15 protein-coding genes and 1 other RNA gene are annotated in these 18,442 nt (G+C 71.5%); 9 read left to right on the forward strand and 7 right to left on the reverse strand.

Annotated elements, in window-relative coordinates; genetic code table 11:
• Positions 1-7: 7 nt before the first annotated feature.
• From NGF19_RS00060 to NGF19_RS00075, 4 genes are all read right to left on the reverse strand, one after another.
• Positions 8-907, reverse strand: coding sequence for a carbohydrate ABC transporter permease (locus tag NGF19_RS00060; RefSeq protein WP_252421235.1), 900 nt, complete (start codon positions 905-907; stop codon positions 8-10).
• Entirely contained in the window at positions 904-2,244 is a 1,341-nt protein-coding gene (locus tag NGF19_RS00065) for a carbohydrate ABC transporter permease (RefSeq protein WP_252421237.1), read from the reverse strand. Before NGF19_RS00065 ends, NGF19_RS00060 begins: the two co-directional genes overlap by 4 nt.
• 285 nt (positions 2,245-2,529) lie before the next feature.
• Positions 2,530-3,948: an ABC transporter substrate-binding protein gene (locus NGF19_RS00070; protein ID WP_252421239.1), complete on the reverse strand. Its 1,419-nt coding sequence runs from the start codon at positions 3,946-3,948 to the stop codon at positions 2,530-2,532.
• Positions 3,949-4,149: 201 nt separating this feature from the next.
• Positions 4,150-7,377, reverse strand: a complete 3,228-nt coding sequence (locus NGF19_RS00075) for an FtsK/SpoIIIE domain-containing protein (RefSeq protein WP_252421241.1) — start codon at positions 7,375-7,377, stop codon at positions 4,150-4,152.
• Between the two features lie 405 nt (positions 7,378-7,782).
• Between NGF19_RS00075 and NGF19_RS00080 the strand changes: the two genes are divergently transcribed.
• The 4 genes from NGF19_RS00080 to NGF19_RS00095 all read left to right on the forward strand — a co-directional run bounded on the left by NGF19_RS00080 (position 7,783) and on the right by NGF19_RS00095 (position 13,178).
• Complete coding sequence (locus NGF19_RS00080) at positions 7,783-9,525, forward strand: serine/threonine-protein kinase (protein ID WP_252421243.1); 1,743 nt, start codon at positions 7,783-7,785, stop codon at positions 9,523-9,525.
• A 229-nt stretch (positions 9,526-9,754) separates the two neighbouring features.
• Positions 9,755-10,984, forward strand: coding sequence for a serine/threonine-protein kinase (locus NGF19_RS00085; RefSeq protein ID WP_252421244.1), 1,230 nt, complete (start codon positions 9,755-9,757; stop codon positions 10,982-10,984).
• A gap of 96 nt (positions 10,985-11,080) precedes the next feature.
• Entirely contained in the window at positions 11,081-12,187 is a 1,107-nt protein-coding gene (gene prfB / locus NGF19_RS00090; protein WP_252421245.1) for a peptide chain release factor 2, read from the forward strand.
• 328 nt (positions 12,188-12,515) lie between these two features.
• Positions 12,516-13,178, forward strand: a complete 663-nt coding sequence (locus NGF19_RS00095) for a hypothetical protein (protein ID WP_252421246.1) — start codon at positions 12,516-12,518, stop codon at positions 13,176-13,178.
• A gap of 115 nt (positions 13,179-13,293) precedes the next feature.
• Here the strand turns inward: NGF19_RS00095 and NGF19_RS00100 are convergent, their stop codons facing one another.
• Positions 13,294-13,485, reverse strand: a complete 192-nt coding sequence (locus NGF19_RS00100) for a hypothetical protein (protein WP_252421247.1) — start codon at positions 13,483-13,485, stop codon at positions 13,294-13,296.
• 255 nt (positions 13,486-13,740) lie between these two features.
• Between NGF19_RS00100 and ftsE the strand changes: the two genes are divergently transcribed.
• The 5 genes from ftsE (at position 13,741) to ssrA (ending at position 17,658) form a co-directional block, all read left to right on the forward strand.
• Positions 13,741-14,430, forward strand: a complete 690-nt coding sequence (gene ftsE, locus NGF19_RS00105) for a cell division ATP-binding protein FtsE (RefSeq protein WP_252421248.1) — start codon at positions 13,741-13,743, stop codon at positions 14,428-14,430.
• A 28-nt stretch (positions 14,431-14,458) separates the two neighbouring features.
• Complete coding sequence (ftsX, locus tag NGF19_RS00110; RefSeq protein WP_252421249.1) at positions 14,459-15,379, forward strand: permease-like cell division protein FtsX; 921 nt, start codon at positions 14,459-14,461, stop codon at positions 15,377-15,379.
• A 90-nt stretch (positions 15,380-15,469) separates the two neighbouring features.
• The gene (locus tag NGF19_RS00115) at positions 15,470-16,627 is read left to right on the forward strand and encodes a S41 family peptidase (protein ID WP_252421250.1); all 1,158 of its coding nucleotides are present in this window, start codon (positions 15,470-15,472) and stop codon (positions 16,625-16,627) included.
• A gap of 46 nt (positions 16,628-16,673) precedes the next feature.
• Positions 16,674-17,153, forward strand: a complete 480-nt coding sequence (gene smpB / locus NGF19_RS00120) for an SsrA-binding protein SmpB (RefSeq protein WP_252421251.1) — start codon at positions 16,674-16,676, stop codon at positions 17,151-17,153.
• A gap of 106 nt (positions 17,154-17,259) precedes the next feature.
• Positions 17,260-17,658: a transfer-messenger RNA gene (gene ssrA / locus NGF19_RS00125) on the forward strand.
• A 132-nt stretch (positions 17,659-17,790) separates the two neighbouring features.
• On the opposite strand, the gene NGF19_RS00130 is transcribed toward ssrA, so the two are convergent.
• A complete protein-coding gene (locus NGF19_RS00130) occupies positions 17,791-18,042 on the reverse strand; it encodes a hypothetical protein (RefSeq protein ID WP_252421252.1) in 252 nt (83 codons plus the stop codon).
• A complete protein-coding gene (locus tag NGF19_RS00135; protein WP_252421253.1) occupies positions 18,039-18,395 on the reverse strand; it encodes a hypothetical protein in 357 nt (118 codons plus the stop codon). The genes NGF19_RS00130 and NGF19_RS00135 overlap by 4 nt, the downstream gene beginning before the upstream one ends.
• Positions 18,396-18,442 lie beyond the last annotated feature (47 nt).

Consider the following 18,442-nt stretch of genomic DNA (forward strand, 5'->3'; position numbering starts at 1 on the left):
GCAACCGCTACTTGACGGCGCCTGCCATGACGCCCGAGACGAACTGCCGCTGGAAGGCGAAGAACACGGCCAGCGGGATGACCATCGACAGGAACGCGCCCGGCGCCAGCACGTCGATGTTGTTGCCGAACTGCCGTACCTGGGTCTGCAACGCCACCGTGATCGGCTGGCTGTCGGACTTGGTGAACACCAGGGCGACCAGCATGTCGTTCCACACCCACAGGAACTGGAAGATGCCGAGACTCGCGATCGCGGGACCGCCGAGCGGCAGCACGACCCGGGTGAACAGCCGCAGTTCGCCCGCGCCGTCGAGCCGGGCCGCCTCCAGCAGCTCCCGGGGGATCTCCGCGAAGAAGTTCCGCAGCAGGAACACCGCGAAGGGCAGGCCGAAGCCCGTGTGGAAGAGGATCACCCCGAGGACCGAGCCGAACAGCCCGATCTTGCCGAACAGTTCGGCGATCGGGATGAGCGCCACCTGGACGGGGACGACCAGCAGGCCGACCACCGCGAGGAACCACCAGTCGCGGCCCGGGAACTCCATCCAGGCGAAGGCGTAGCCCGCGAGCGCGCCGACGACCACCACCAGGAGGGTCGCGGGCACGGTGATCAGGAGCGTGTTCACCAGGGAGTGGGTGATGTCGCTGTTCTCCAGCAGCTTCTCGTAGCTCTGGAAGGTGAGTTGCGAGGGCTTGCCGAAGACCGTCCACCAGCCGGACGCGCTCATGTCGGACGGCTTGCGCAGCGAGCCCAGCAGCAGACCGATCGTCGGCACCAGCCAGAACAGACCGACCAGGACGAGGACGACGCGCAGCAGCCCGCCGCTGACACCTTGCGCGAGCCGCGCGCCATAGGACCGCCGCGCCTTGACGACGGTGACGGGCGCCTGAGCGCGAGTGTCCGTGGTCATCGCCGCACCTCCCGCCGCAGCCTGCGCATATTGAAGAGCATCACCGGGATGACGAGCAGCAGCAGGAACACCGCGATCGCGCTCGCGACACCCGGCTGGTCCTCCGAGAAGCCCTTGCGGTACAGCTCCAGGGCCAGCACGTTCGCGTCGTGTTCGGAGGAGCCCGGCGGGATGATGAAGACCAGGTCGAAGATCTTCAGCACGTTGATCATCAGCGTGACGGTGACGACCGCGAGCACGGGGGCCAGCAGGGGCACGGTGACCCGGCGGAACACCTGCCACTCGCCCGCGCCGTCCACCCGCGCCGCCTCCAGCAGCTCCCGTGGCACGCTCGCGAGTCCGGCCCCGATCAGCACCATCGCGAAACCGGCCCACATCCAGACGTACGCGCCGATGACGGCCGGGGTCACGAGCGTCGGCCCGAGCCACTCGACGCCGTTGTACGGCTCCTTGAAGTTGCTTGCCGGAAGCCGCAGTCGGGCCCCGTCCGCGGCGGCCGGGAGCGTGAACGTGCCGTCGGCCGCGGCCGTGGTGGAGGCGACCACCTCGCCGCCCTTCACCGCCTCGATCCGCATGCCCGCGTAGCCCTGCTCGGAGGCGTCCACCGCGCCCAGCGTCCCGACGCCCTTGCCGCGGGTGAAGTCCTGCCAGGCCGTGCCGGTGACCTTCCCCGGCTCGGGCTTCGCCCGCACGGCCCGCTCGCTGCTCTTGGGCATGGTGTCGGGCGCCACCCCCACGAGCGGCAGCGCGACCGACTGGCCGGTGTGCACGGGCGAGGTGGTGACGAAGCCGCCCTGGTCGGGTGCGAGGGGAGAGCGGCGGCCGGGGTGCGCGTTCGGGAACGCCGACGACTCGGCGAACGTGTCGTGGACGCCCACCCACACCGCGTTGAGGACCCCCTTGTCCGGGTCGGCGTCGTACACCAGCCGGAAGATGATCCCCGCGGCGAGCATCGAGATCGCCATCGGCATGAAGACGACCAGCTTGAACGCCGTTCCCCAGCGCACCCGTTCGGTCAGCACCGCGAAGATCAGGCCCAGCGCGGTCGACACGGTCGGCGCGAGCACGACCCAGATGACGGTGTTCTTCAGGGCGGTGCGGACGCTGTCGTCCGTGAACAGGGCCCGGTAGTTGTCGAATCCGGCGAAGGCGTCGCCGCTGCGGTCGAGGAAGCTGCGGACCAGCGAGTACCCGATCGGGTAGACCACGAGCGCGCCGAGCAGCACCAGGGCCGGCAGCAGGAAGAGGGCTGCCACGGCCTTACGGGTGCCGGTCACGCTCTTGCGCGTACGGGCCTCGGGCGCCGGAGCGGAGCCCGAGGCCGTGACCGACGTCATCTGGAACTCCTCGTGTGGAGGCGGTGCGCGGCACTGCGGCTTCTCCCCGCACGGCAATGCCATCTTCTGGTACGTGCACCTCGCCCATCCGGCGCGACAACCAAGCACTGGGTGGGCCTACCGCCGGGCTGGCGGGATGTCAGGTCTGTGGAGCTGGCGTAAGACCGATGGATGGCACACCATCCCTTGCCGTTGATCCGGGTCGGCTGCTGTCGACGAAGCAGAAGGCTCAACCCGCGAGGGTTGAATCCCTCTGTTCCACATGGGGGAGAAGTCAAGCCCCGCTCAGTTCCCATAAGCCTTTGCCGCGTCGGCCTCCAGCGCGGCTTGGGTACCCGCGACGTCCTTCGGGTTCCGCAGGAAGTCCTGGAGGGCCTTCCACTCGCCCTTCCCGGGGGTGCCGCCGAAGGCCTGCGGGGCCTGGTCGGACATGTCGAAGCGGAAGCCGTCACCGGCCGCGATCAGCGCCTGCGCCATGGTCCGCTGGACCTCGTTCGGGTACGCGGACATCGGGACCGACTTGTTGGGCGAGAGATAGCCGCCGAGCTTCGCCTGGATGGCCGCCGCGTCCGGGGAGGCGAGGAAGGTGGCCAGCGCCTGGGCCGCCTTGGAGTCCTTGAGGACGACGGCCGCGTCGCCGCCGGTGACGACCGGGGACCGGTCGCCCACGGCCGGGAAGGGGAACACCTTCGCGTCCGTGCCGACCTTCGCCTTGGTCTCGCCGATGTTGACCTGGGCGAAGTCGCCCTCGTAGACCATGCCGGCCTTCGGCTGCTCGCCCCCGGTGAAGGTCTGGGTGACCGAGACCGGGAACTCGGTCTGGAGGGCGCCCTTGGCGCCGCCCGCGAGATAGTCCTGCTTGCCCCAGAGCTGGGCGAGCGTGGTGAGCGCCGCCTTCACCGACGGGTCCGTCCACTTGATCTTGTGCTGGGCGAGCTGGTCGTACTTCTCCGGGCCCGCCTGGGAGAGATAGACGTTCTCGAACCAGTCGGTGAGGGTCCAGCCGTCGGCGCCGCCGACCGAGAACGGGGTGACCCCGGAGTCGTAGACGGCCTGGGCGCTCGTCATCAACTCCGGCCAGGTCTTGGCCTCCTTGGCGCCCGCGTTCTCGAAGACCTTCGCGTTGTACCAGATGAGGGACTTGTTCGCGGCCTTGTAGTAGACGCCGTACGGCTTGCCGTTCACCGAGCCGATGTCCTGCCAGCCCTGGGAGTAGTTCTTGGCCAGCTCGGCCTTCGCCTCGGCGCCGAGGGGCTTGGCCCACCCGCGCTCGACGGCCTGCTTGATGGCGCCGGGCTGCGGGAGCATCGCGATGTCCGGCGGCTGCCCACCGGCGATCTTCGAACCGAGGAAGTTGATGATCGGGTCCTGGGCGGGTACGTACGTGACCTTGGCGCCCGTGCGCTTCTCGAACTCGGTGAGCACCTTCTTGAAGTTGGCCTGCTCGCCGCCGGTCCACACCGCGGCGATCTCCAGGCTCTGGCCGTTCAGCTCGGGGAGCGCGACCGTGCCGGCGCTCTCCTTGCCGCCACCGCTCCTTGCCTTGTCGCTGTCGTTCTTGTCGTTGTCGCCGCCGCCGCAACCGGTGAGCGCGAGCGCGCCGACGATCACGGCCGCCGCCGCGGCCTGAGCGGCCCTGCGGGTGCGGTGCGGGCGGTGCGTGGGGTGCTTCGGCGACCTGCGTGTACGAAGAGTGCTGCGCATGACTGCCCCGTTCTTCGTTCCTCGGCGAACGTCGAGCCCTGTTCCGTGCGCACTGGTCTACGCGTGGCCGTTCGGGGCGGCAAGAGCGCCTGCGGTGCCGACCGGCCGATCGTGACCACGTCGTGACGTGCTGTCAGGGACGCTCGGCGCAGGCCGGACATACGGCCCCCGAGATGCTCGGGGCATGCTCGGCGCGAAGCGCTACAGCAGGGACGGCACCTCGGCCGCCGACACCGACCGGGCCGCCCGCTCCAGCGCGCTCGCCAACAGGGCGAGGTCCGTCGGCCCGTTGCCCAGTTCGCGCACCGGACGCCGGTCCGGGGGATCGCCCATGCGGTGCCACTCCAGCGGGACGACCGTCGGGCGCAGCGTCGCCGTGCGGGGGATGCGCCCCGTGATCCGGCCGCCCTGGAACGGCGTCGTCCGGCCGTCCGGCCGCCTCAACCGCCCGCGTCCGGGCGCCGGTTCCTCCGCCCCGGAGGACACCTCCTCCAGCGTGATCCGCAGCGAGGTCGCACGGACCGGCTCCCATTCCGCCGACCGGCCGCCGAGGCCCGTGGCGGCGATCAGATGCACCCCGAGCCGGTCCCCGTCGCGGGCCACCGCCTCCAGTGCCCTGACCACCGAACCGGCCGCTGGACGGCCCGGCGACCCGAGCGCCGGGGACAGCAGCGCGTCCAAGTCGTCGACCACGACGATCAGTCGGGGCAGCGGCGGCGGCGCCTCCTCCGCCTGCCGCCGCGCCGCCATGGGGCGCAGGCGCAGGGTCGTGCTCGGCGGGGTGTCGAGGTCGCCCGAGGCCGCGCTCCCCTGGCGTTGGAGCGCGATCCGGCCCGGCGTCCTCCGCTGGGCGTGCCACTCGGCGAACCCGAGCCGTCCCAGCAGTTCGGCCCGGCGCTTCAGCTCGGCGCTGAGCGACTGCGCGAACTCCCGCATGCGGACCGGGTCGTTGGCCGCGAGATGCGTGGTGACATGCGGCAGGTCCGTGCCGACGTGCAGACCGTCGCCACCACCACCGCCGTTGCCGTTGCTGTGCGCCCCGCGGTCGAGGCCGTCGACCAGGACCAGCGCCAGCCGGTCCGGGCGCTCGGCCGCCGCGAGCGACGCGGCGATCGAACGCAGCAACTCCGTACGCCCGCTGCCGGGCGGGCCCTGTATCAGCAGATGCGGTCCCTCGGTGGCCAGATCGACCCCCACCGGGCCGCGCGGCCCGGCGCCGAGCACCGCCACCGCCCGCCCGCCGAGCGCCTCGGTGTCGTCCGCCGCGTCCGCCCAACGCGCCATCAGGGACGCGGGGGTGGCCCGCGCCAGGCCCAACTCGTCCAGCAGCCGGGCCGCTTGGGGCAGCGGCGCCGACACGCGCGCCTGCCGGTCCCCGCTGCCGTCGGTCCGCAGCGGGGCGAGCGCCCGCGCGAACCGCTGCGCCCACGCCGGGGACACCGCGTCCACGGCGGCGAGCACCCCGTGCCCCACGGGGCCGGGGCGCCGCCCGTGCGCGGCGTCCGCACCGGACGCGGTCGCGACCCGCAGCAGCCGCAGAGCCGTCGCCACGTCACCGCTCAGCAGCGCGACGGCGCCGCACTCGCGGAACGCGGGCGAGGCCGCGCACGCCGCCTCGTAGGTCTCCGTCACCGGGGACGCGGGCGAGGCGGACGGCGTCTCGGCCAGGCACACGACATGGATCCCGGCTTGCGCGCCCTCGCGGGCGAGGCGCACCACGGCCTCGCGCACCTCGGCCCCGCCGGGGTCCCCGTCCACGATCACGACGGTGTACGGGCCCGGGAAGGCGGCGGCCTTCGGGTCGTCATCCGGTGCCGCCGGGTCGGACGGTTCCGTGTGGGAGTCCTCCAGGCGGCGCAGCAGCTCGTCCGCGCGGGCCGCCGCCTGGTCGCGGTCGTACGCCAGCAGGAGGCGGCAGTCCTGGCCGTGGGCCGGGCGCAGATGCGGCAGCCAGCCGAGCCAGGACCAGTCGGCGGTGCGCTCGTCGCGCGGGCGCACGCGGTCGGCGCTGATCAGGACCAGTTCCAGCAGGTCGGGGGAGTGCAGCGCGGCGAGCTGGGCGACCACCGCGCGGGCCAGCCCCGTCAGCCGCGCGCGGGGCCCGGCCAGGCCGAGCGCGCCCACCTCGCGCAGCCCGGCGGTCACCGGGACGGCGTGCAGCAGCCCCGCGCCGTCCGGCGCCGTCCGGTCGGCCGTGCCCAGACGCAGCGTGAGCGCCTCCGGGTGCCCGGGGCCGCGCTCCCACAGCCGGGGTCCGGGGCCGAGCACGGTCAGCAGCAGCGCGGCGGGATCCGGCCACTTCTCGGGCGTCCGCGCGGCGGCGGACGCGGACTGCGACACGCCCCCGTCCTCGCCGTACCCGCCGAGCCCGGAACGGCCCTGGTCACCGCGGCCCCCGGTCAGCCGCCGGGCCCAGGCGGCGAGGCCGCCGCGCCTGCGCAGCCCCGGCGGCACGTCCGTCCCGCGCGGCGGGGTGCCCTTGCGGGTGCCCTCGCCGAGGTCCACGGGCGCGTGCTCCCGCGCCTCGGAGGCACCTTCGCCCCAGGTGTTGACGCCGAAGCCGTGCTGGGTGTCCCCGGAGGGCCTGTCGGTGGTCGCGGAGCCGTGCGGGGCGTCGGCGCGCCGCATGCGGGCGTCGGGGATGTCGTCCCGTCGCAGCCGGGCGTCCGGGGCGTCGTCCCGCCGCGGCCGGGGGGCGGCCGGGGCCGTCGTCGGCGGTGTGGTCGGGCCGGAGGTCGCCGGGGTCTCCTCCCCGAGCACCCGTACGTGCCCCTCGCCGTCCGGCGTCGTCCGTACCGACCGCGCGGCACCCGGCGGGGCCAGCCGCAGGGCGGACTCGCCGAGGCGCAGCAGCGTCCCCGGAGCGAAGCGCACCGGCCGGTCGGTCACCCGTATGCCGTCCAGCTCCGTGCCGTTCGTGGAGCCCAGGTCGGCGACGCTGACGCGGCCGTCGCCCCCGACCGTGACCGCGCAGTGCAGCCGGGAGACGTCCGGGTCGTCGAGCGGGACGTCCGCGTCGGCGGAGCGGCCTATCCGGATCACGCCGCCGTGCAGCAGATGGACGCCGCCCGCGTCGGGGCCCGCGACCACATGGAGCTGGGCCGTGTCCTCGTCCGGGTCGGGGCCCGGCTCGGCGGGGGCGCCCAGGGTCAGCATCGCGCCGTCCAGCAGCGGCGGCTCGCCCAGCGTGCAGCGCTGCGTGTCCAGCCGCTCCGCGCCCGCGAACAGCACCACCGGGCCCGCTCCCGGCTCCCGGCCGCGCTCGTGCGGGGCGCCCGCGCTCGCACCGACCGCCGAGGCCAGGCCCGAGGCCACCGCGGCCAGCGCGGTCCCGGCGGGCGCGGTGACCAGCACGTCGCAGCTTGCGGCGCGCGCTCGCGACTCCGGGGACGAGCCCTGCGGGTCTACGACGGTCAGCCGGATCTGCATCGCCGTCAGCGGTCCCTTCTGCGCGGGCGCCTGCGCGCGGGGAATCCGGGGCCGCCCCCACGGTCCCCCACCGCGGGCTTCCCCCCACCGCACACGGGCACATAGGCCAGTACGGGATGCATCCTTGCACCTGCCGCCGACAACGTGCCCGCCGCCCGGCGTCAAATGATCTTGATTGGTCGGCTCTGCCCGCAAAAGTGCGTGACCGATACGCGGCGGGCGGCTCCTTGAGATCACTCACGCCCCGAACCAGGGCAACCAAGTGCCCGGACATGAACGTCTTCCCCTCGAACATGCACGCGTGAACCGCAGGCGGTGCGCCGGGTTCTCCGGCACTACAGTTGGGCCGGAACACCCGACGCCGGGTGGACGGATCAGTCGGGCAAGCAGCAGGGAGCGCATGACGTGCGGCCGGTAGGCAGCAAGTACCTGCTCGAGGAGCCGCTCGGACGCGGCGCCACGGGCACCGTCTGGCGAGCCCGCCAGCGGGAGACCGCGGGCGCCGAGGCCGCCGTCGCCGGTGAGCCGGGCGAGACCGTGGCGATCAAGGTCCTCAAGGAGGAGCTGGCCAACGACGCGGATGTCGTGATGCGGTTCCTGCGGGAGCGGTCCGTCCTGCTCCGCCTGACCCATCCCAACATCGTGCAGGTCCGGGACCTGGTGGTCGAGGGCGATCTGCTGGCCTTGGTCATGGACCTCGTCGACGGCCCCGACCTGCACCGCTACCTCCGCGAGAACGGCCCCTTCACGCCCGTCGCGGCGGCCCTGCTCACCGCGCAGATCGCCGACGCGCTGCAGGCGAGCCACAGCGACGGCGTCGTCCACCGCGACCTGAAGCCCGCCAACGTCCTGCTCAAGCAGAACGACGGCGAGATGCACCCGATGCTGACCGACTTCGGCATCGCCCGACTGGCCGACTCGCCGGGCCTCACCCGCACCCACGAGTTCGTGGGCACGCCCGCGTATGTCGCCCCGGAGTCCGCCGAGGGCCGCCCGCAGACCTCCGCCGTCGACGTCTACGGCGCGGGCATCCTGCTGTACGAGCTGGTCACCGGGCGCCCGCCGTTCTCCGGCGAGTCCGCCCTCGAAGTGCTCCACCAGCATCTGAGCGCCGAGCCGCGCCGCCCGTCCACGGTCCCCGAACCGCTGTGGACGGTCATGGAGCGCTGCCTGCGCAAGAACCCCGACGAACGGCCCAGCGCCGAGAACCTCGCACGCGGGCTGCGGGTGGTCGCCGAGGGCGTCGGCGTGCACGCGACCCCGGCGCAGATCACCGCCGCCGAGAACGTGGCCGCGCTGCTCGGGCCGGACCTCGACCCGGCCACCGTCCCCGGCTCCGCGGACGCCGAGCCCACGCAGGTCCTGCCGCAGGGCGCGGCCTCGTACGACCCGAACGGCGCGACCAGCGTCCTGCCGCACACCTCGGGGGGTCCCGCGGGCGCCGCGGACCCGACCGCCGTCCTGCCGAGCACGGGCGCGGCCGACCCCACCGCGGTCCTGCCCAGCACCGGCGCGGCCGACCCGACGGCCGTCCTGCCACCGGTGCCGCCGCAGCAGCCCGACGGGCAGCCCCGGCCGGAGGACCCGCACCCCTGGCAGAACCAACTGCGCGCGGCCCGCGACCGCAACGAGCAGACCCAGGTCCAGTACCTCGACCCCGGCGAGGACCCGCTGCGCCGCCGCCCGCAGCGCCAGGTCGCCCGCCCCCAGCAGCGTCCGCAGCCCCGGCAGCAGCCCGCCCCCGGCTACGGCCAGCAGCCCCCGCAGGGCTACGGCCAGCAGCAGCCTCCCGGCTACGGGCAGCAGCAGTACGCGCCCCAGCGGCAGCAGTACGCCCCCGCCCCGCAGCAGCGGCCCCAGCCTCAGCAGCAGCGGCCCCAGCCCCGGCAGCCGGCGCCTCGTCCGCAGCGTGAGCCCCGTCCGCCGCGGCAGCGCAGCGCCAACCCGATGAGGATCCCGGGACTCGGCTGTCTGAAGGGCTGTCTGTTCACGATCGTCATCCTGTTCGTCGCCGGCTGGCTGGTCTGGGAGTTCAGCCCGCTGCAGGACTGGATCGGCACGACGAAGTCGTACTGGGCCCAGCTCTCCGACTGGTTCTCCACCGTCAGCGGCTGGTTCGGCAAGATCGGCGACGCAATCGGCGGCTGAGCCGTACCCCCGCACGTGCCCCAAGACCCCGCTCAGCTTGGGGATTTGTCGACATCCGACGGGTGATTTCCGCCTCGGCGGTGAAGGTTGGCCCTCCGGCCGCGTAGTTTTGTCGACCGGGGGCCAAGGCCCGCGGCGTCGGCCGCCACTGCCATGGCCCCTGTCACGGCCCCGCGAACGGCCCCGCACGGCGCAGCGTCGGCACCACGCGTCCTCAGTAGGAGCAGTCTTGGCACGGAAGATCGGCAGCCGGTACACAGCGAACCAGATCCTGGGGCGGGGAAGCGCCGGAACGGTGTGGCTGGGCGAGGGTCCGGACGGGCCCGTCGCCATCAAGCTGCTGCGCGAGGACCTCGCCTCCGACCAGGAGCTGGTGGCCCGCTTCGTCCAGGAGCGCACGGCCCTGCTGGGGCTCGACCATCCGCACGTGGTGTCGGTCCGGGACCTCGTGGTCGACGGGAACGATCTCGCCCTGGTCATGGACCTGGTCCGGGGCACGGACCTGCGCACGCGCCTGGAGCGGGAGCGGCGGCTCGCGCCCGAGGCCGCGGTGGCGATCACGGCGGACATCGCCGACGGACTGGCCGCGGCGCACGCGGCCGGGGTCGTGCACCGCGACGTGAAGCCGGAGAACGTGCTGCTGGACATGCAGGGGCCCCTCGGCCCCGGCGGCGCGCACCCGGCGCTGCTGACGGACTTCGGGGTGGCGAAGCTGATCGACTCGCCGCGCCGGACCAAGGCGACGAAGATCATCGGCACCCCGGACTATCTGGCCCCGGAGATCGTGGAGGGCCTGCCGCCGAGAGCCTCGGTGGACATCTACGCGCTGGCGACGGTCCTGTACGAACTGCTGGCGGGGTTCACCCCGTTCGGCGGCGGGCATCCGGGCGCGGTGCTGCGCCGCCATGTCACCGAGACCGTGGTGCCGCTGCCCGGCATCCCGGAGGAGCTGTGGCAGTTGCTCGTGCAGTGCCTGGCGAAGGCGCCCGCGTCCCGGCTGCGCGCCTCGGAGCTGGCGGCGCGGCTGCGGGAGCAGCTCCCGCTGCTGGCGGGCATGCCGCCGCTGGAGGTCGACGAGCCGGACACGGCGCCGGAGGAGGAGCCGTACGAGGCGTCCGCACCGGGCGAGCCGGAGGCGGCGCGCGAGCGCCGGGGCGCGGTGCCCCTGGTGCCCGGCGCGAAGACGGACTCCAGCCGGGACACGCACACCTCGATGCGGGTGCCCGCACCGGACGAGCTGGCCGGGGGCGCCCGCGGCACGGCCCGCGCGCCCCGCGCCACGGGCGCCCCGCGCCCCGGCTCGGCCCGCCACCGGATGCAGACCCGCCGCCGCAGGATCGCGCTCGGCGCGGCGGCGACGCTGCTGGCGGCGCTCGGCCTCGGCGCCTGGCTGGTGACGTCGGGCGACGACGACGCGCAGCCCCCCGCCACCCGGAACTCGGCCCCCGCCGCGCCCTGAGCCCGCACTCACCGAGACCGCACCCCACCAGGAGCACGCTCCGTGACCGGTGGTGACCGGGCATGGGCTCCCCGACGGAGCCGTTACGCTGGATGCGTGGCAGTCGTCGATGTATCCGAAGAGCTCAAGTCCCTCTCCTCGACCATGGAGTCGATCGAGGCCGTTCTGGACCTCGACAAGATGAGGGCAGACATCGCCGTGCTCGAGGAGCAGGCGGCAGCGCCGTCCCTCTGGGACAACCCGGACGAGGCGCAGAAGATCACCAGCAAGCTCTCCCACCTTCAGGCCGAGGTGCGCAAGGCCGAGGCCCTGCGCGGCCGGATCGACGACCTCGGGGTGCTCTTCGAGCTCGCCGAGGCCGAGGACGACCCGGACACCCGCGCCGAGGCCGAGGCGGAGCTGGGCGAGGTGAGGAAGCTGCTGGACGAGATGGAGGTCCGCACGCTCCTGTCCGGCGAGTACGACGCCCGTGAGGCGCTCGTCAACATCCGTGCCGAGGCCGGTGGCGTCGACGCCGCCGACTTCGCCGAGAAGCTCCAGCGGATGTATCTGCGCTGGGCCGAGCAGCACGGCTACAAGACCGAGGTCTACGAGACGTCGTACGCGGAAGAGGCGGGCATCAAGTCCACCACCTTCGCGGTCCAGGCGCCCTACGCCTACGGCACCCTCTCCGTCGAGCAGGGGACGCACCGGCTGGTCCGTATCTCCCCCTACGACAACCAGGGGCGCCGCCAGACGTCCTTCGCCGGTGTCGAGGTCCTGCCCGTCGTCGAGCAGTCCGACCACGTCGACATCGACGAGTCCGACATCCGGGTCGACGTGTTCCGCTCCTCCGGCCCCGGCGGCCAGGGCGTCAACACGACCGACTCCGCGGTGCGGATCACCCACTTCCCCACCGGCATCGTCGTCACCTGCCAGAACGAGCGGTCCCAGATCCAGAACAGGGCCTCCGCGATGAACGTCCTCCAGGCCAAGCTCCTGGAGCGGCGCCGTCAGGAGGAGCAGGCCAAGATGAACGCCCTCAAGGGCGACGGCGGCAACTCCTGGGGCAACCAGATGCGTTCGTACGTCCTGCACCCCTACCAGTTGGTCAAGGACCTGCGGACCGAGTACGAAGTCGGCAACCCCGAGGCCGTGTTCAACGGCGAGATCGACGGCTTCGTCGAGGCCGGGATTCGCTGGCGCAAGCAGCAGGAGAAGTAACACCGACCGCGGACGACGACACCACCGCCACCCCGCGGGCGCTTTGTCGACAAGGCAACTGCCTCTCGTATGAGGGCAGTTGCCTTGCTCGTTGGCGAACGCCTGGGGTGTACATCACACTTGTGTCACCGCTTCTGCCCTAAATGATCACGTACGGGACATCGCGCCCGCAACGCCCTTGACGTTGCTGTCAAAACTCGGAAGGGTGAAGCGTGGCATGCGTATCTCTGGGGTGCATGTGAACCGGGGGGTCCGAGCACAGCCGCCCCCGACGCCGTGGCCCCGGGCGCTGCTCCATTGACGATCAGCTACTGGGGGTAGCAGGCAGATGACCAAGAAGATGCGGATCCGTGTGGCGCGGATCGCTGCCGGTGCGGTGATCGCCGCCGGTGCGTCGCTGACCGCCGCGGGCGCCGCTTCCGCGCTCGGTATGACGGGCGAGGACACCATCGGCGCGCAGGTGAACGAGAACGGCCAGGGCGGGGACGAGGACGAGACCCCCGACCCCGGTGAGACCGGTATCCCGGAGACCACGCCTCCCGTGACGGAGGAGCCTCCGACGACGGAGCCTCCGGTCACGGAGGAGCCTCCGACGACGGAGCCCCCGGTCACCGAGCAGCCTCCGACCACGGAGCCCCCGGTCACCGAGCAGCCGACCGAGCAGCCGACCGAGAACCCGACCCACGGCGGCGGCAACGGCAACGGCAACGGTCACGGGAACGGCAACGGTCACGGTAACGGCGACAACACCAACCCGGACGGTGGCAACAACCCGGTCCAGCAGGGCAAGGGCTCCTCGGGCCTGACCGACACCGGCGCGGGCAAGGGCAACTCCGACACCTCCGCGCAGGGCGGTGGCAAGGAGCTGGCCGAGACGGGTGCCGCGGAGACCACGTTCCTGCTCGTCGGCGCCGCCACGATGATCGCCGGCGGTATCGGCTTCCGGATGCTCCCGCGTCTGGTGAACGGCCGCGGCGGGGCCGCTGCCTGAACCACGGCGCGTGGCCAGGGTCACAGACCCGTGAGCACGTGAGAAGGGCCCGGGGCATCAGCCCCGGGCCCTTCCCGTATGTCTCCGTGGCACCCGCGCCCCGGTGTCCCGCGGCCTACGCGGTCTGGTGCGCCAGCAGCGCCACCGCCGCGATCAGCACCGCAAGCAGCACGATCAACGTCATCGGATTCAGCCCCGACCAGGGGCTCTCCTGCTGAAGCCGCTCCCGGCTGGCGCGGCAGACAGGGCAGCGACCCTCGCTGACGGGCGCCGCGCAGTTCGCGCACACCAATCGGTCGTACGTCATGCGCCTCGCCCTCCTCGTGCGGCTTCCATCCACAGAACGCTTCCGGGAACGCCACCGTTCCCCCTCCACTGTGCCAGGTTCCGCGCGTCACTGCGCGGGCGCGGTGACGCCATCGCCGCGTACCCGCGTCGGGGAGACGACCCTCGCGGGTACAAAAACCCACAACTGATGCGCAACCCCGACCGTCGACTGCGCTCGCGTGCCCGCTTCGCGTATGGTCACGCACACCTACCCCCAACGGCCCGTGGTGCATCCGTGATCCGATTCGACAATGTCTCCAAGGTCTACCCCAAGCAGAGCCGCCCTGCTCTCAGGGACGTCTCCCTCGAAGTGGAGAAGGGCGAGTTCGTCTTCCTCGTGGGGTCCTCCGGCTCCGGAAAGTCCACCTTCCTGCGGCTGATCCTTCGCGAAGAACGCGCCAGCCACGGTCAGGTGCACGTCTTGGGCAAGGACCTCGCCCGTATCTCCAACTGGAAGGTGCCGCACATGCGCCGCCAGTTGGGGACGGTGTTCCAGGACTTCCGGCTGCTGCCGAACAAGACGGTCGCCGAGAACGTGGCCTTCGCACAGGAGGTCATCGGCAAGTCTCGCGGGGAGATCCGCAAGTCCGTGCCCCAGGTGCTCGAACTCGTCGGCCTCGGCGGCAAGGAGGACCGCAGACCCGGCGAACTGTCCGGTGGCGAACAGCAGCGCGTCGCCATCGCGCGGGCCTTCGTCAACCGTCCCAAGCTGCTGATCGCCGACGAGCCCACCGGCAACCTCGACCCGCAGACCTCGGTCGGCATCATGAAGCTGCTCGACCGGATCAACCGGACGGGTACGACTGTGGTGATGGCGACCCACGACCAGAACATCGTGGACCAGATGCGCAAGCGCGTCATCGAGCTGGAGAAGGGCCGCCTCGTCCGCGACCAGGCGCGCGGCGTCTACGGCTACCAGCACTGAATTCCACGGAAAGGCTTGAACAGACGCCATGCGCGCGCAGTTCGTTCTGTCGGAGATCGGTGTCGGTCTCCGCCGCAATCTGACGATGACCTTCGCGGTCGTCGTCTCGGTGGCCCTCTCCCTGGCCCTGTTCGGTGGTTCGCTTCTCATGAGCGACCAGGTGAACCAGATGAAGGGCTACTGGTACGACAAGGTCAACGTCTCGATCTTCCTCTGCAACAAGAGCGACGCGGAGTCCGACCCCAACTGCTCCAAGGGCGCGGTCACCGAGGAGCAGAAGAAGCAGATCCTCGGTGATCTGAACAAGATGACGTCCGTCGTCCAGAAGGTCAGTTACGAGTCCCAGGACCAGGCGTACAAGCACTACAAGGAGCAGTTCGGCGACTCCCCGCTGGCCAGTTCGCTCACGCCGGACCAGATGCAGGAGTCGTACCGCATCAAGCTGAAGGACCCGCAGAAGTACCAGGTGATCGCGACCGCCTTCAACGGACGTGGCGGTGTGCAGTCCGTGCAGGACCAGAAGGGCATCCTCGACAACCTCTTCGGGCTCCTCAACGGCATGAACTGGGCTGCCCGCGCGGTCATGGCGATGATGCTCGTCGTGGCACTGATGCTGATCGTCAACACGGTGCGTGTCTCGGCGTTCAGCCGTCGTCGTGAGACCGGCATCATGCGCCTCGTCGGCGCGTCCGGCTTCTACATCCAGGCGCCGTTCATCATGGAGGCCGCGGTCGCCGGACTCATCGGCGGCACCGTCGCCTGTGGATTCCTGCTGCTCACGCGGTACTTCATCATCGACCACGGGCTGGCCCTGTCCCAGAAGCTGAACTTGATCAACTTCATTGGCTGGGACGCCGTCCTGACCAAGCTGCCGCTGATCCTCGCGACGAGCCTGCTGATGCCGGCGCTGGCTGCGTTCTTCGCGTTGCGCAAGTACCTGAAGGTCTGACGCACGGATACCCGAAGGTGTGACGCACCCCCACAGGGCGGGACGGGCAACAGCCCGTCCCGCCCTGATCGTTGTCCTAGACTCACCGCCATGTCCGGCCACGACCTGTTCTGTCAGCCCCGTCGTACCCGTCATGGAGCGGCGCTGACGCTGGTCCTCGCGAGCGTTCTCGTCACCGGCGCCGCGACCGGCTCGTTCGACGCGCCCGGCCGGAAGAACCCGTCCGCCAAGTCGGCCGCGCCCGCCGACCACGACGTCATCGACGCGGCGACGCGGGCGATGGACGACGGCATGTCCCCCATGGAGGCCGCGGAACGCGCGGTCAGCCGCAGCGGCGACCGGTGGGGAGCGGTCTACTCCCAGGGCGAGTACCGGGAGTTCGAGGAGGCCCTCGACGGCGAGTACACCGGGGTGGGGCTGTCGGCCCGGCGCGAGCGGGACGGCCGGATCGAGGTGACCGAGGTGCAGTCCGGCTCGCCCGCGTCCGCCGCCGGTATCCGCAAGGGCGACCGACTGCGCAGTGTCGACGGCGAGAGCGTGGACGGCAGACCCGTCCCCGAGGTCGTCTCCCTGCTGCGCGGCGACGCCGCGGACGCCACCGCCGGCACCCCGGTCCGCGTCGGTCTGCAACGCGGCCCCCGGCTCTGGAGCGAGGTGCTGCGCCGGGCCCGGCTGTCCACCGACCCGGTCACCGCGCACCGCCGCACCGACGACGTCACCGTGATCAGGGTCGCCGCCTTCACCAAGGGCTCCGGCGACCGGGTACGCGCGGCCGTCGCCGCCGTGCCGAGACGCGCCGGGATCGTCCTGGATCTGCGCGGCAACTCTGGCGGCCTGGTCACCGAGGCCGTCACCGCCGCGTCCGCCTTCCTCGACGGGGGGCTGGTGGCGACGTACGACGTGGACGGCCGGCAGCGCGCGCTGCACGCCGCGCCCGGCGGGGACACCGCCAGACCCCTGGTCGTACTCGTCGACGGCGGCACGATGAGCGCGGCCGAGCTGCTCACCGGCGCCCTCCAGGACCGGAACCGGGCCGTCGTCCTCGGCACCCGCACCTTCGGCAAGGGCTCGGTCCAGATGCCGAGCCGGCTGCCCGACGGCTCCGTCGCCGAGCTGACCGTCGGGCACTACCGCACCCCCTCCGGCCGCGGCGTCGACAGCCATGGCATCACCCCGGACCTCCAGGTCGACCACGACGTCCTGGAGCGGGCCGGGACCGTGCTCAGCGGCCTGGGTGACGCGCGATAATCGACTTCCCGCGCACCCCCTTCCTGGTGCGAAAATGGGCGGCACTATGGCTAAGGAAAAAGGGCGCAAGCTGATCGCGCAGAACAAGAAGGCGCGGCACGACTACCACATCCTCGACACCTACGAGGCCGGTCTGGTCCTCATGGGGACCGAGGTGAAGTCGCTGCGTCAGGGGCGGGCCTCACTGGTCGACGGGTTCGTGCAACTGGACGGTCACGAAGCGTGGCTGCACAACGTGCACGTGCCCGAGTACAGCCAGGGCACGTGGACCAACCACAGCGCCCGCCGCAAGCGGAAGCTGCTGCTGCACCGCGAGGAGATCGACAAGCTGGAGGCCAAGTCGCAGGAGACGGGCCACACGATCGTGCCCCTCGCCCTGTACTTCAAGGACGGCCGCGCCAAGATCGAGATCGCGCTGGCGAAGGGCAAGAAGGAGTACGACAAGCGGCAGACGCTCCGCGAGAAGCAGGACCGCCGCGAGGCGGACCGGGCGATCTCGGCGGCCCGCCGCAAGCAGCGCGCCTGACCGAGGGAATGCGCTGGCACCCGCGCGCGTTGGTCACGTACGATGGCCTCGCACCTCGGTGAGGGTGCGGGTCCCTCCTCGGAGGGGCTGTTTGACAACACAACATGGGGATGATCGGTTTCGACAGCGGCTGTCGAAGCAGGGGAAGCGTGTCGAGGAAGCGGCCATGATCTCGTAAACCACAGGCCGAAACCAATAATCGCCAACACCAAGCGCGATTCCTCCCAGCAGGCCTTCGCCCTCGCTGCCTGATAGGCAGCGCGAGCGAGCCTCCTACTAAAGGGAGTGTCAGCCCGGGGGTGTTCCCGACCCGGATCCTGGCATCAGCTAGGGGACTACACCTTGATCCCGGTCACGGGGTGAAGAGGGAAACCAAACAGTGACTGAGCCCGTCGGAGACTTGTCCGCGTGATCTCCGGGGCCGAGAAAATCGAAGCGGACTGCACACGGAGAAGCCCTGGTTCCGCACCGTTGGACGCGGGTTCGATTCCCGCCATCTCCACGATCAGGAGGCTCCCGAGCCTCCACAACCCATGTGGGCAACGGCCCCGCTGCTTTCGAGCAGCGGGGCCGTTGCTGTTCACGGGGCAGTTCGCGGACAGGGGATCCACAGGACACGCAGGACTGCGAGGGCTGCTCAGAGGAAGGCCACCTGCATGATGTAAAGCCGTTCATGGCGGGGGACGATCAGATAGTTGAAGAAGCCTCCGGGCACGTCGGCGAAGCCTCCCTTTGGTCCCTCGCCCCGGTACGTCGTGCCGTCGAGGTAGAACGCTGCCGCGGCACGGACCAGTTCGTCGGCCTTCTTCTCGACCTCGGCGAGGAAGGCGGGAGGGGCGTCGCCCGCGACATGTTGCTCGTCCGGGTCGTACTCCCACCGCCAGGTCACGCGGACACCGCCCGCCGGGCCTCCACCTCGACGGAGGTCAGGTCGTTCATCCCGGATCGGAAGGCGGGGTCGTCTTTGCTGCTCGTCCCGTGCACCGCGGTGAGTGCGGCGCGGTAGCGGGCGGACAGGTCAGGACGTCGTTCGATCTCGACCTGTGCGTGCCAGTACGTGAGCCAGTGCTGGAGGTGCCCGATCTTTCCGTCCGTGAGGGCGGCGGCGATGGCCTGCTCCTTGTGCCGCTCCATGTCGCTGAGCCGGTGCGGGGCGACGCGCGCGAGCGCGACACGAACGGCCTCGGGCGTTCGCTCCGGCCGAGCGATCAGCTCGTGCCCGTGATCAGGCTGGATGGTCACGCGAAGCTCCTTCGGTGTGTGCTCCCTGCTGCCCACGGTACTGGTGG

The organism is Streptomyces macrolidinus (assembly GCF_023887685.1).
Lineage (GTDB): Bacteria > Actinomycetota > Actinomycetes > Streptomycetales > Streptomycetaceae > Streptomyces > Streptomyces macrolidinus.

Coding starts and splice junctions, on each gene's coding strand:
- NGF19_RS00060 (WP_252421235.1), bottom strand. CDS start 907: ATGACCACGGACACTCGCGCTCAGGCGCCCGTCACCGTCGTCAAGGCG.
- NGF19_RS00075 (WP_252421241.1), bottom strand. CDS start 7,377: ATGCAGATCCGGCTGACCGTCGTAGACCCGCAGGGCTCGTCCCCGGAG.
- NGF19_RS00070 (WP_252421239.1), bottom strand. CDS start 3,948: ATGCGCAGCACTCTTCGTACACGCAGGTCGCCGAAGCACCCCACGCAC.
- NGF19_RS00065 (WP_252421237.1), bottom strand. CDS start 2,244: ATGACGTCGGTCACGGCCTCGGGCTCCGCTCCGGCGCCCGAGGCCCGT.
- NGF19_RS00115 (WP_252421250.1), top strand. CDS start 15,470: ATGTCCGGCCACGACCTGTTCTGTCAGCCCCGTCGTACCCGTCATGGA.
- ftsX (WP_252421249.1), top strand. CDS start 14,459: ATGCGCGCGCAGTTCGTTCTGTCGGAGATCGGTGTCGGTCTCCGCCGC.
- smpB (WP_252421251.1), top strand. CDS start 16,674: ATGGCTAAGGAAAAAGGGCGCAAGCTGATCGCGCAGAACAAGAAGGCG.
- NGF19_RS00100 (WP_252421247.1), bottom strand. CDS start 13,485: ATGACGTACGACCGATTGGTGTGCGCGAACTGCGCGGCGCCCGTCAGC.
- NGF19_RS00095 (WP_252421246.1), top strand. CDS start 12,516: ATGACCAAGAAGATGCGGATCCGTGTGGCGCGGATCGCTGCCGGTGCG.